The sequence below is a fragment of the Pseudomonas sp. S1(2024) genome, from assembly GCF_046557535.1.
The window spans coordinates 1-12,129 of record NZ_JBKGFP010000100.1 but is presented as its reverse complement, the minus strand read 5'-3'; the positions used below and the strand labels follow the sequence as shown (position 1 = coordinate 12,129).

Genomic DNA, 12,129 nt, shown 5'->3' with positions numbered 1-12,129 from the left:
CGAAGGGGCCAGCACAGGCGACCTCTATTCAGCCTTTTTCTCCGCCTCTTTCAACTCCTTGATCCGCTTGTCGATCAGCTGACACTTGTCGGGCAAATCCTTGCTCGCCGTCCCCAGCTCCATCCCTTGAAGCTCGTCATTGATCTCCTTGGCCTTCTGCGGGTTCTGCTCGGTCAACTGGGTGACCAACCCGGCCAGCTCTTCGCGTTTCTGCGTTGCTTCTTCCGGTGTGCAGGCCCAGGCGGGCAGGGCGCAGGACAGGGCAGTAGCACAGGCAATGGGCAGCAGCAGTTTCATCCTTCCTACCTCCGGCGGTGGTGATGCCCGGTGGAGGCATGTGCCTGGCCGTTAGTTCAGCGCCTTCGACCGGTGGCACTTCATGGTCAGCCTGTCCCCAGCTGGGCATCTGACCTAGCCTTGTGAGCCATTTGGCCAGGCCACTTCCCTCCAGGTTGTAATCCCTTTCCCAAAACCTCCTGAAGCTATTGAAGAGTGGGCAATCGCTCCCTAGCCTTGGCCTGGATCAGGAGGTATCGTATGTACAGATGTAAATACGGAGCGTCCCATGTTCTTTGAACGGGACGATGCCAAGAACCAGATAAACATCCGCAAGCACGGCATCGACTTCAGCGATGTTCCGGATATGTTCAATCACCCGATGCTGATTCGCCGCGATGACAATCCGGACCACGATGAGGAGCGCTGGGTCTGCCTGGGCTGGCTGAAGTGTCTGATAGGCGTGGTCGTGTACACGGAAAGGCAGGGTGATGTCATTCGCATCATTTCTGCACGCAAAGCCACCAGACGGGAGGCCAAACATTATGACCAAAGCATCGAAAACTGACTGGAGTCGCCTGGCTCGACAGGACGACCAGGCTATTGATACCTCGGATATTCCTGAGCTGGATGAAAATTTCTTCCGCGAGGCTGAGCTGCGAGTTCCAGCCAAGCAGACGGTGACCATTCGCCTCGATTCCGATGTCCTCGCCTGGTTCAAAGAGCAGGGTAGCGGCTACCAGACCCGGATCAACCAGTTGCTGCGTCAGTACATGCAAGCGCAAAAACGCCAGCGCTGAGATATTTCGGAACGCCGGGCAACCTCGGCAGGTCCCAACCTGTGTACACCTTCCGTCCACAGCAGGAGCCCGTAGCCATGAGCATCGCCTACGACTGGGACCTGATCGAGCGTTTGCTGCACGAGGTGCAGAACGGCGCCGGTCACAGCTTCACGCCACGCCCCTATGCCGAGCAGCACGCTGCGGCACTGGCTGCCAAGGGGGAGCCGGTGGGCGACCTGGACCACCTGAAAACCCGTGCCTGCGAGTACGAGAGGCTGTTGTTCGAGCGTGGTTTCATCGAAACCCGACCCGAAGAAGATGGTGGCAATGGCGAGAATTTCGTGCTGACCGAACGTGGCTCGCGGTTGATGAGCCTGATCGACAGCAGTATCCCCGGCTTCGAGCACCCGCGCCAGGTGCTGGACGAGCAAGAGGATGCGCTGGATGAAACCACCTTCGAGCAGGTGTCGGCGAAGGCGCAGATCGCCTGAGGTCGTTTTGAGGCTGGCAAGGGCGGCCATGGAAACCCGATAATCGGTAGTTCCTGAATAACTGCCGAGCCCTCACCCATGCCAATGACCACCGCAGAGGCCCACTCATGAGCGCGGCCCGCAAGAACCCTGATGCCTTTGCCTTTCAGGTGATGCTGGGCCTGTGCCTGATCTGGGGCTGCCAGCAGGTCCTGATCAAGACTGCTGCCATCGATATCGCGCCGGTGATGCAGGCGGCCCTGCGCAACGGCATCGCCGCCGTGCTGGTGGGCCTGATGCTGTGCTGGCGCGGAGGCTGGGAGCAGGTCGGCAGCACCTGGCGTGCCGGGGTGGTGGCGGGTGGGCTGTTCGGCCTGGAGTTCCTGTTCATTGCCGAGGGGCTGAAGCTGACCTCGGCGGCGCACATGTCGGTGTTCCTCTATACCGCGCCGGTGTTCACTGCGTTGGGCCTGCATTTCAGGTTACCCAGCGAACGCCTGCGGCTGCTGCAATGGCTTGGGATCCTGTTGGCCTTCGGCGGTATTGCCATGGCGTTTGCCGGCGGCATGTCGTTCGAGCACATGGATGGCCGCACCCTGCTGGGGGATGCCTTTGGCGTGATCGCCGGGCTGGCCTGGGGGGCGACCACGGTGGTGGTGCGCTGCTCGCGGCTGTCGGAAGCACCAGCGACCCTGACCCTGTTCTATCAGCTGGCGGTGGGCTTTGCCGGGTTGCTGCTGATTGCCTTGCTCAGCGGCCAGATCGGCGCGGTGACGCTGACGCCGCTGGCGATGGGCAGCGTGCTGTTCCAGGGGATTGTGGTGTCGTTCATCAGCTACCTGACCTGGTTCTGGTTGCTGCGCAAATACCTGGCGTCGAACCTGGCAGTGTTCTCGTTCATCACCCCGCTGTTCGGGGTGACCTTTGGCGTTTTGTTGCTGGATGAGCCGCTTAGCCTGAACTTTGTGGTTGGTGCGTTGATGGTGCTGCTGGGGGTGGTCCTGGTGAGTGCCGAGCCTTGGGTCAAGCAGCAGTTGCGGCGGATTGTGGGATGATCGATAACCTGTACCGGCCTCTTCGCGGGCTTGCCCGCTCCCACAGGTACTGCACAGGTCTTGAAGATTTTGCGGCCCCTGTGGGAGCGGGCGAGCCCGCGAAGAGGCCGGCACAGACAGCCAGGATTCAGGATGCAGCCTTGGCCTGACAGGCGTTGCCCTGCTGTGCAGAGCTGCCAAACAGCACCAGCCCCCCAGCCACCACCAACCCACCCGCAGCCACCATCAGCGCAGGCTGCAACCCGCCGCTGTAATGGCTGCTGACCGTCGCCAGCAGCGGCCCGCTCAACTGCCCCAAGGCAAAGCAGGCTGTCAGTAGCCCGGCATTGCGCTGCGTGGCATGCGGCGCCAGCTCCCGCGAACGTTGCATCACCAGTTGCATGCAGGCCAGGAATGGCCCGCCACACAGCACCACGCCCAACGCCAGCCCGACACCTCCGCCCATCAGGCAGGCCAGCACACCCAGCCCCTGCAGCCACAGGGTGGCGGTGAGCCAGGTCGCGGTTCGGCCGCCACGCCGCAGGCTCACGAGCAGAACCCCCAGCGCCGCCGCCAGGCCGAATGCCGGCCAGAACAGGTCTGCGAGCCACTGCCCGTGGAACTGCTGGTTGGCCATCTGCGACAGGAAGGTGGCCGGCAGGATGTAACCTACGCCATACAGCGCATATACCAGCCCCAGGCGACCGATGCCGACACGGCGGGTCGGGCCCTGGTGTGCAGCGGGCGATACCGGCGCGGCTTGCAGCGCCCTGGGCAGCCAAGGCCGCACCGCCAGCAGCATCACCAGCGCGGCCACGGCATAGATCAGCCACAGTGCTGCCGAGCCGAGCCCCCACAAATGCGCCACCAGCGCCAGCAAACCAGTCAGCGCAATGCCCAGGCCGGGCCCCGCGAACACCAGGGCACCCAGGCGCTGGCGGTTGTCGGCATTGGCCACCTGTTGGCTGAGGCTGGTGATCATCACCAGCACCCAGGCGCTGGCCACGCCGATGCCGAAGCGCAGCAGCAGGTGGCTCCAGAACCCGTCTGCGGCCCATGAGGCCAGAGTCAGCAGTACGCACAGCCACAGCCCGCCGTGCAGGCGCAGGCGCACCTGGCCCGGCGAGCGGGCGAACATGGCATCTACCGCGCCGATGAAGTAACCCAGGTAGTTGGCCGCGGCCACCAGCCCGGCCACCGTCAGGTCGAACTGGCCTTCGGCGATCAGTTGCGGCAGCTGCGGGGTCAGGGCGAAACGGCCGATGCCCATGGCCATCATCAGCGCCACGGCGCTGGCCAGCAGTTGAATGAGTGGCGACATGACAAGTCTCCTGCGCGGATGTAAGTGATGGCTGGCAGGTTAGGGCGGTTTCTTTTTCAATAAAATTGAATAATGATGATCAAGTTGTTCTGTTTTGGAGAATATCGTGGAATTCAGCCAACTGCGTATCTTCCAGGCCGTGGCCGAGGAGGGTTCGGTCACCCGCGCCGCAGAGCGCCTGCATCGGGTGCCGTCGAACCTGTCGACGCGCTTGCGCCAGCTCGAAGAGCAACTGGGTGTCGAGCTGTTCCTGCGCGAGCGCCAGCGCCTGCAGCTGTCGCCTGCGGGCAAGGTGCTGCTGGACTACGCCAACCGCCTGTCAGCCTTGCGCGACGAGGCGCTGGCCGCCGTGCGGGGCGGCCAACCGGCCGGGGACTTCGTGCTGGGGACCATGTACAGCACGGCGGCGACCCATTTGCCGGGGTTGCTGGCGCGTTATCACCAGGCCTACCCGGCGGTTAACTTGCAGGTGCGTGCGGCGCCCAGTGGCGAGTTGCTGGAAGGCCTGCTCAACCACACCTTGGACGCGGCCCTGGTGGATGGGCCACCGAGCCTGGCCGGGCTGGATGGCGTGCCGCTTTGCGATGAGCAGTTGGTGCTGATCACCAGCCCCGAGCACCCTGCGGTACACACTGCCAAGGATGTGGCCGGCAAGGCGGTGTTCACCTTCCGCCAGGGCTGCTCGTACCGCATGCGCCTGGAGGCCTGGTATGCCCATGCCCATACGCCCATGGGCCGGGTGATGGAAATCGAGTCGTACCAGAGCATGCTGGCCTGCGTGATCGCCGGCGCGGGTGTGGCGATGATGGCCAGGTCGATGCTCGACAGCCTGCCCGGGCGCGACCGGGTGCGGGTGCACCAGCTGCAGGCGCCGTTCGATCAGGCGGTCACCTGGTTGATGTGGCGCCAGGGCATGCGCGGGGCAAACTTGCAGGCCTGGATCGACCTGCAACAAAGCGAAACGATTAACCAGTCGTCGGAATGCGCCGTTACGGCTTGATCCGTATCAAAATGGCCCGTATCTGTAGCTATAGAGGCATGCGTAATACAGGACATAGGGCTATGATCTGTATGAAACATCGCAGGATTGAATTGCCGTGAGGCTGACCCGTCAAGGGGGCATTATGAATAAACCACTGTCCAACTGGCTCCATGACCTGGCTGTCGCCTTGGGGCTGATTCCACCACCCTTGCAGCCGGTGCCGATCCCGACTGATGAAGAGCAGCGCAAACGCCAACCGCGTCGTCGCTGATACAGACAAAGGCCGCTGCACCTGGGTGGGTGCAGCGGCCTTTTTGTGTCTGCCAGTTGTGTGTTGCCTGTACCGGCCTCTTCGCGGGCTTGCCCGCTCCCACAGGTACCCCACAGCACTCGAGGCCTGTGATATTCCTGTAGGAGCGGGTTTACCCGCGAAAGGGCCAGTAAAGGCAGCCGGGATCTATCAGGCCAGCTTCACCGCCGCCACCGATTTACGCGACATCAGGCTGACCACCACAAAGCTGACCAGACCAACTGCCAGGCTGTAGTAGATCGGCGTATTGGCCTCCAGCCCATCCTTGAACATGAACAGCAGCGCGGTGGCAAAGCCCAGCGACATGCTGGCGATAGCCCCGGCGGTGGTAGCGCGCTTCCAGAAGATCGCCCCGATCAGCGGGATCAGCATACCGCCGACCAGCAGGTTGTAGGCCAGGGTCAGGGCGTTGATCACATCGTTCACCACCAGGGCAATGCCCAGCACTACCAGGCCGGTGAGCAGGGTGAACAGGCGGCTGACGCCCAGGCTCGACGCCTTGCCGCCACGCAATTTGGGCAGCAGGTCTTCGGTCAGGGTGGTGGACGCAGCCAGCAGGCCGGCGCTGGCGGTGGACATCATGGCGGCCAGCGCCGCTGCCATCAGCAGGCCACGGATGCCATCGGGCAGCGTGGTCTTGATCATCTCGGCAAAGGCATTGTTCGGGTTGGCCAGGTCGGGCATCAGCACATGCGCAGCCATGCCGATCGCGGCGCAGGCCAGGCCGTACAGTATGCAGTACACACCGGCGGTGGTGCCGGCACGCTGGCAGACCTTCTCGTCACGGGCAGTGAACACCCGCTGCCAGATGTCCTGGCCGATGAGGATGCCGAAGAAGTAGATCAGGAAGTAGGTGATGATGGTGTCCCAGCCAATGGTGGTCAGCTGGAAGCTGGCCGCCGGCAGCTTGGCCACCAGGGTGTCCCAGCCACCGGCCTTGTACAGGCACACTGGAAGCAGGATGAACATCAGGCCGACGGTCTTGATCACGAACTGGACGATGTCGGTCAGCGTCAGCGACCACATGCCGCCAATGGTCGAGTACAGCACCACCACACCACCGCCCAGCAGCAGCGAGGCCCAGAACGGCAGGTCGAGCAGCACCTGCAATACGGTGGCCATGGCCAGGGTCGAGGTGACGCCGATCATCAGTGCATAGGCCAGCATGATCACGGCGCTGGCCTGGCGTGCGGCTGGGTTGTAGCGCTGTTCCAGCACCTGGGTCACGGTGAAGATGCGCAGACGCAGCAAGGGTTTGGCCAGCAACAGGTTGAGGGCGATGATGCCCAGGCCCAGGGCTGCGCACAGCCAGAAGCCGGAGATGCCGTGGACGTAGCCCAGGCGTACGGTGCCGACGGTGGAAGCGCCACCGAGTACGGTGGTGGCCATGGTGCCCATGTACAGGACCGGGCCGAGGTTGCGCCCGGCCACCAGGTAGTCCTCATGGGTTTTCGCGCGCCGCATGCCGTACCAGCCAAGCCCGAGCATGCCGGCGGTATAGATCATTACAACAATGATGTCCAAGGCCATTGGGGGTCTCCCGATTATCTTTATTATGGCGAGATCGACCACGCGGGCGGGTTCACGGCGCCCGGCGGTCTTGTCGTGTTGTTGGCGGGCCTCAATGGCCCTCCCATATGGCTCCTGCCGGGGTACTTTCTAGAGGCTTGCACTAGTCCCCTGTGGGAGCGGGCGTGCCCGCGAACAAGGGCACAGCCCTTGCCATGCACAGGGGTTGTCAGTGCTGGCCCCTTCGCGGGCTTGCCCGCTCCCACAGGGAACGGTGTTGCTCTCGTTTAGCGGCGCACTACGCCTGGAAGCACGCAGAGCATCTCGAACAGCAGGTTGGCACCGAGCAGCGAGGTGTTGCCGGTGGTGTCGTAAGGCGGGGAGACTTCGACGAGGTCACAGCCGATCAGGTCCAGGCCGTGGCAGCCGCGAATGATCTCCATCGCCTGGATGGTGGTCAAGCCGCCGATTTCCGGGGTGCCGGTACCGGGAGCCCAGGCCGGGTCGATGCCATCGATGTCGAACGACAGGTACACCGGGCCACCGCCGACCTTTTCGCGCACTTCGGCCATCAGCGGTTCCAGCGACTTGTGCCAGCACTCTTCGGCCTGGACCACACGGAAGCCCTGGCGGCGGCTCCAGTTGAAGTCATCGGCGGTGTAGCCCTGGGCGCGCAGGCCGATCTGCACCACGCGCTCGCAATCGAGCAGGCCTTCTTCCACGGCACGGCGGAAGGTGGTGCCATGGGCGATCTTCTCGCCGAACATGTGGTCGTTGACGTCGGCGTGGGCATCGATGTGCACCAGGCCGATCTTGCCGTGCTTCTTGTGCAGCGCGCGCAGGATCGGCAGGGTGATGGTGTGGTCGCCACCCAGGGTCAGCGGGATGATGTTGTGCTCGAGGATCTCGTCATACGCTTCTTCGATGATGCGCACGGCGTCCAGCAGGTTGAAGGTGTTGATCGCCACGTCACCGATGTCGGCCACCGACAGCGAGTCGAACGGTGCAGCTCCCGTGGCCATGTTGTACGGGCGGATCATCACCGATTCGGCGCGGATCTGACGCGGGCCGAAACGGGTGCCGGAGCGCAGCGAAGTACCGATGTCCAGTGGCACGCCGATGAAGGCGGCGTCCAGGCCTTGGGCACTTTGCAGGTGGGGGAGACGGAGCATGGTGGCGATGCCGCCGAAACGCGGCATTTCGTTGCCGCCCAGTGGTTGGTGGAGGATCTTGTCCACGGTGGGCCTCATCAGTCGGTCGATTGTTCTGTTTGTTCGAACCTGTGCCGCCGCGCGCCTTCCAGGTGTGGTCTTGCCGGCGGGCAGGGACATTTCGGCCAAGTCTGCTGAAGGTAGTGCCGGGGAAAAATCGCTACCGGCAAATACTTAGTTCAGGAATTTCTGAACTAAAGGCGGCAGAGCGGTTAGACTGCGCGCTAATACCCCCTGCGGAACCGTTGCACCATGGCCTCGACCTTGCCCGACCTGAAACTGCTGCGCATCTTCGTCAGCGTGGTGCGCCACCAGGGCTTTGCCAATGCCCAGCGTGAGCTGAACCTGTCGACCTCGGCCATCAGCACCTACATGAGCCAGCTGGAAGGTGCCCTGGGGATCGTGCTGTGCCACCGTGGCCGTGGCGGCTTCAGCCTGACCAGCAAGGGCGAGCTGTTCCACCAGGAAACCCTGCGCCTGCTGGCCGAGCTGGACGGCTTCGAACAGTACGCCGCCGCCCTCAAGGGCGAGTTGCGTGGCACCCTCAACCTGGGGGTGATCGATTCCACGGTCGGTGACAGGGCCTTGCCGCTGGCCGAAGCCATTGGCGCCTACAGCCAGGAACACCCGGCGGTGCACCTGCACTTGTCGGTATCCAGCCCTTACGAGCTGCAACTGGGCGTGCAGGACAACCGTCTGGACCTGGCGATCGGGGCGTTCTCCTCGCGCATGAGCGGGCTGCTCTACCAGCCGCTGTACCGTGAGCAGCACTGGCTGTACTGCAGCAGCCGCCACCCGTTGTATGCCGAACGGCGCATCCCCGAGCAGGTGGTGACCCAGCAGCGCATGGTCGGGCGTGGCTACTGGAGCCAGGCCGAACTGGCCCGGCATGGCTTCAAGCACAGCGCGGCGACGGTGGAGAGCATGGAGGCGCAGTTGATCCTGATCCTGTCCGGGGCCTACATCGGCTACCTGCCCGAGCACTATGCCCAGGCCTGGGTCGACAAGGGCGACTTGCGCGTGCTGTCGCCGTCGACCTTCGGCTACCAGGCACCGTTCTCGCTGATCATTCGCCGCGGGCGCAGCCGTGAGCCATTGATCCAGACCTTCCGCGACCTCCTCAAAAGCCAGCTCAACGTGGGCTGAAGCCCGGCATATGCTGTATTTCGTCGGCACCCGTTAAATTGTTGGTGCCGCTGACCGACAACATAATGGCGTCCTGCTATATATCAAATTTGCGTGTGCTGCTGTCTACCTCCCTTTCATCCTGCAAGGATTGCCCAAGATGCGCATGAATTTGCCCGTCACTGAGCACGAAAGAACCTTTCCCAACGATCAACGCCTGATTTCCACCACTGACCTCAACAGCCGCATCACCTACTGCAACGACGCTTTCGTGGCGATCAGCGGGTTCACCTACGACGAGCTGGTCGGCCAACCCCACAACCTGGTGCGCCACCCGGACATGCCGCCGGCAGTGTTCGGCCACATGTGGGAAACCATCAAGCAAGGCAAACCGTGGATGGGGGTCGTCAAGAACCGGGCGAAGAACGGTGATTACTACTGGGTCAGCGCCTACGTCACGGCCATCTACGAGCAGGGCCGCATCAGTGGCTACGAGTCGGTGCGCTCGGTGCCCACTCGCGAGCAGATCCGTCGCGCCGAGGCGTTGTATGCGCGTCTGCGGGCCGGCCGCACACCGGTGCCGTGGGCGGCCCGCCTGCTGCATGGCCTGGGCCACGGTTGGCCATTGATAGGTGCGGGACTGCTGTCGGCGGCGGGCTACCTGTGGCTACCGCCCTACGCGGCGCTCGGGGTGCTGATGGCCAGCCTGCTGCTGGCCTGGTATCTGGTCGAGCACCGGCAGAACCAGGCGGTCCGCCGCACGCTGGCCGAGCATCCCAAGGCCTTCACCAGCCCGCTGGTGGCACTGACCTACAGTGATAACCCAGGCCTGCAAGGCCAGCTGGATCTTGCCATCATCAGTGAAGAAGCACGCCTGCAAACGGCCTTGACCCGCCTGGTGGATGCCGGGGTCGGAGTGAAATCGCGGGCCGCGCAGTCGTCCGACCTGTCCGATGCCCAGGCACAAATGCTCGACCGCCAGCGCAACGAGACCGACCAGTCCGCCGCCGCCATCGCGCAGATGGCGGCGACCATCCAGCAGGTTACCCACAACGTGCAGAGCACGGCGCACGCAGCGGGCGATGCTGACCAGCTGGCGCAACAGGGCAGCGAGCTGGCCATGCAGAGCCTGCAAGCCATGGGCAGCATGAGCAATGCGGTCAACGACATCGGCCAGGCGGTCAATGCCCTGGCCGAGCAGACCCAGTCGATCGGCAGCGTGGTCGATGTGATTACCTCGATCGCCGAGCAGACCAACCTGCTGGCGCTCAACGCAGCCATCGAGGCGGCGCGTGCCGGCGAACAGGGGCGCGGGTTTGCCGTGGTGGCCGACGAGGTGCGTTCGCTGGCCCAGCGCACCCGTGCCTCGACCGAGGAGATCCACCAGATCATCGCCTCGTTGCGCGCCGGGGCAGAGCGCGCGGTCAGCACCGCCAGCCGCGGCGAGCAGATCTCGCGGGACAGCGTGCACAGCGTCGAGGCGGTGCAGGCAGCGTTGAGCGGGATTGCCCAGGCGGTCAGCCGTATCACTGGCATGAGCCAGCAGATGGCGACGGCGTCGGAGCAGCAGAGCCATGTGGCCGAGGACATCAATCAGCAGATCGTGCGCATAGCCCACCTGTGCGACCAGAGTGCCGGGCAGGCCAGGCAGGGCGCGGAAATCAGCCAGGACCTGGAGCGCATGGCGGAATACCTGCATAGCCTGGCAGAGCGGTTCAACCGTTGAGATCGCCGGGGCCGCTTTGCGGCCCTTTCGCCGGCAAGCCAGCTCCCACAGGTATTGCACAAGGCTCAGGCCTGTGGTGATCCTGTGGGAGCAACTGTCTTTAGAAATTTATTTTCAAGCGTGCCATTCGGGCAGGGCTTCGCTCGATACCGCGTAGCGGTGTCGTTGGCGAAGCCCGCATTTGTAGAAAATCGATCCTCGTTCGTGATCAGGTTGCGGGTACCTGAGGCTTGAGCTCTTTCCACTCCGTTCCGTCACGCAGCATTGCGTTCAGGCGCACCAGCAACACGCGCATGCACGCCACTGCGGCAACTTTTGCGCACTTGCCTCGGGCTATCAGGTCTTCATAGCGGGTTCTAACTTCTGGGACATGCTGGATCATTGACCAGATCGACATGTAGGCCGCCTTGCGGACTCTGTAACGCCCGCCTTCGATCTTCCTCGGGCCACTCTTCTTGCCGCTGTCTTTGTTGTACGGCGCTAACCCAGCCAAGGCTGCAATTTCGCGCCCCGTCACGCGTCCCAGCTCAGGTAGGTAGGCCATGAAGGTGCCACAACTGATGACGCCAATCCCTTTCACAGACCTTAGCCGCATGGCTGTCGTGCGATCCAGCACGTTCGAGGCGCGCTCAATCGCCTTGTCCAAAGCCTTAATCTGATCATTCAGGTAAGCGACATGCTCGGTATAAACGGTAATGGCCGTAACTGAAGTGGTTTGTTTCATCCGACGCTTGTCATCATCCCGATGCTGGACAAGATTGCCACGGAGTTTGATGAGCTCTCCCAGTTCATCCCGATCTTGATTAGGCTCTATCTGCGGCAAGTCCTCGAAATCCCTGGCAAACCGCGCCAGCATCTGGGCGTCGATCTTGTCAGTCTTGGCAATTTTGCCCATGGCACTCGCATAGTCCCGACAGCGCTTGGGGTTGACCCTGATGACGTTCAAACCCTCCAGTCGCAAGGCTTTGAATACGGCTCGTTCATAGCCACCAGTGGCTTCCAGCAAGACCCGTTCGACCTCAAGCTCGTTCAGGCATGCGATCAGTTGCGCAAAGCCCTCTGGGTCATTCCTGACCTGGAACTGGGGAATACTTTCAGGAAGAAAGCCCACATCCAGAGTCGCTTTCGAAACGTCGAGACCAACGAAGTAGGAAATCATCGCCAAGCCCTCTTACACTCAAGAAGTGAGAGCACTCTGACTTAGCCCTAGCTTGTGACTACGAGTTCGCCACTCATTCAACTGTTCGGGCTTAGGTCAGAGTGAGAGGTGGATGGCGACTAGGCTCCCACTCGTGCTTTAGAGCACATCTGGCTTTCAGTCTGCCATCCACTGCTCTCACCCTTTCGAGTTTAAGAGACCTTGAAGACACAAGCTGGCTTGCC

13 protein-coding genes are annotated in these 12,129 nt (G+C 62.7%); 8 read left to right on the top strand and 5 right to left on the bottom strand.

The window, feature by feature from the left end:
• Window positions 1-24: 24 nt before the first annotated feature.
• A complete protein-coding gene (locus ACLCGK_RS27435; RefSeq protein ID WP_013973700.1) occupies window positions 25-297 on the bottom strand; it encodes a hypothetical protein in 273 nt (90 codons plus the stop codon).
• 268 nt (window positions 298-565) lie between these two features.
• On the opposite strand from ACLCGK_RS27435, the gene ACLCGK_RS27430 reads away from it, so the two are divergent.
• From ACLCGK_RS27430 to ACLCGK_RS27415, 4 genes are all read left to right on the top strand, one after another.
• A complete protein-coding gene (locus tag ACLCGK_RS27430) occupies window positions 566-844 on the top strand; it encodes a BrnT family toxin (protein WP_410953332.1) in 279 nt (92 codons plus the stop codon).
• On the top strand, window positions 822-1,076 hold the full coding sequence (locus ACLCGK_RS27425; protein WP_013973699.1) for a BrnA antitoxin family protein: 255 nt from the start codon (window positions 822-824) through the stop codon (window positions 1,074-1,076). The genes ACLCGK_RS27430 and ACLCGK_RS27425 overlap by 23 nt, the downstream gene beginning before the upstream one ends.
• A 77-nt stretch (window positions 1,077-1,153) precedes the next feature.
• Entirely contained in the window at window positions 1,154-1,549 is a 396-nt protein-coding gene (locus ACLCGK_RS27420; RefSeq protein WP_013973698.1) for a hypothetical protein, read from the top strand.
• Window positions 1,550-1,656: 107 nt separating this feature from the next.
• A complete protein-coding gene (locus ACLCGK_RS27415; protein ID WP_015271296.1) occupies window positions 1,657-2,583 on the top strand; it encodes a DMT family transporter in 927 nt (308 codons plus the stop codon).
• Between the two features lie 127 nt (window positions 2,584-2,710).
• Here the strand turns inward: ACLCGK_RS27415 and ACLCGK_RS27410 are convergent, their stop codons facing one another.
• Window positions 2,711-3,883 (bottom strand): MFS transporter, encoded by a 1,173-nt coding sequence (locus ACLCGK_RS27410; RefSeq protein WP_410953331.1) that lies wholly within the window; start codon window positions 3,881-3,883, stop codon window positions 2,711-2,713.
• Between the two features lie 106 nt (window positions 3,884-3,989).
• Here ACLCGK_RS27410 and ptrR point away from each other — a divergent pair, with 106 nt between their 5' ends.
• Both ptrR and ACLCGK_RS27400 read left to right on the top strand, forming a co-directional pair.
• Entirely contained in the window at window positions 3,990-4,883 is an 894-nt protein-coding gene (ptrR, locus tag ACLCGK_RS27405; protein ID WP_410953330.1) for a putrescine utilization regulator PtrR, read from the top strand.
• A 124-nt stretch (window positions 4,884-5,007) separates the two neighbouring features.
• Window positions 5,008-5,136, top strand: coding sequence for a PA1414 family protein (locus ACLCGK_RS27400; RefSeq protein WP_009683677.1), 129 nt, complete (start codon window positions 5,008-5,010; stop codon window positions 5,134-5,136).
• A gap of 189 nt (window positions 5,137-5,325) precedes the next feature.
• On the opposite strand, the gene ACLCGK_RS27395 is transcribed toward ACLCGK_RS27400, so the two are convergent.
• Together ACLCGK_RS27395 and speB are read right to left on the bottom strand one after the other, a co-directional pair.
• Complete coding sequence (locus ACLCGK_RS27395; protein ID WP_013973694.1) at window positions 5,326-6,705, bottom strand: sodium:solute symporter; 1,380 nt, start codon at window positions 6,703-6,705, stop codon at window positions 5,326-5,328.
• A 266-nt stretch (window positions 6,706-6,971) separates the two neighbouring features.
• On the bottom strand, window positions 6,972-7,922 hold the full coding sequence (gene speB, locus ACLCGK_RS27390) for an agmatinase (protein WP_013973693.1): 951 nt from the start codon (window positions 7,920-7,922) through the stop codon (window positions 6,972-6,974).
• Window positions 7,923-8,147: 225 nt separating this feature from the next.
• Here speB and ACLCGK_RS27385 point away from each other — a divergent pair, with 225 nt between their 5' ends.
• A complete protein-coding gene (locus tag ACLCGK_RS27385) occupies window positions 8,148-9,041 on the top strand; it encodes a LysR family transcriptional regulator (RefSeq protein WP_013973692.1) in 894 nt (297 codons plus the stop codon).
• Window positions 9,042-9,180: 139 nt separating this feature from the next.
• Complete coding sequence (locus ACLCGK_RS27380; protein WP_061304430.1) at window positions 9,181-10,746, top strand: methyl-accepting chemotaxis protein; 1,566 nt, start codon at window positions 9,181-9,183, stop codon at window positions 10,744-10,746.
• Window positions 10,747-10,954: 208 nt separating this feature from the next.
• Here the strand turns inward: ACLCGK_RS27380 and ACLCGK_RS27375 are convergent, their stop codons facing one another.
• Window positions 10,955-11,905, bottom strand: coding sequence for an IS110 family transposase (locus ACLCGK_RS27375; RefSeq protein WP_410951390.1), 951 nt, complete (start codon window positions 11,903-11,905; stop codon window positions 10,955-10,957).
• Between the last annotated feature and the right edge of the window lie 224 nt (window positions 11,906-12,129).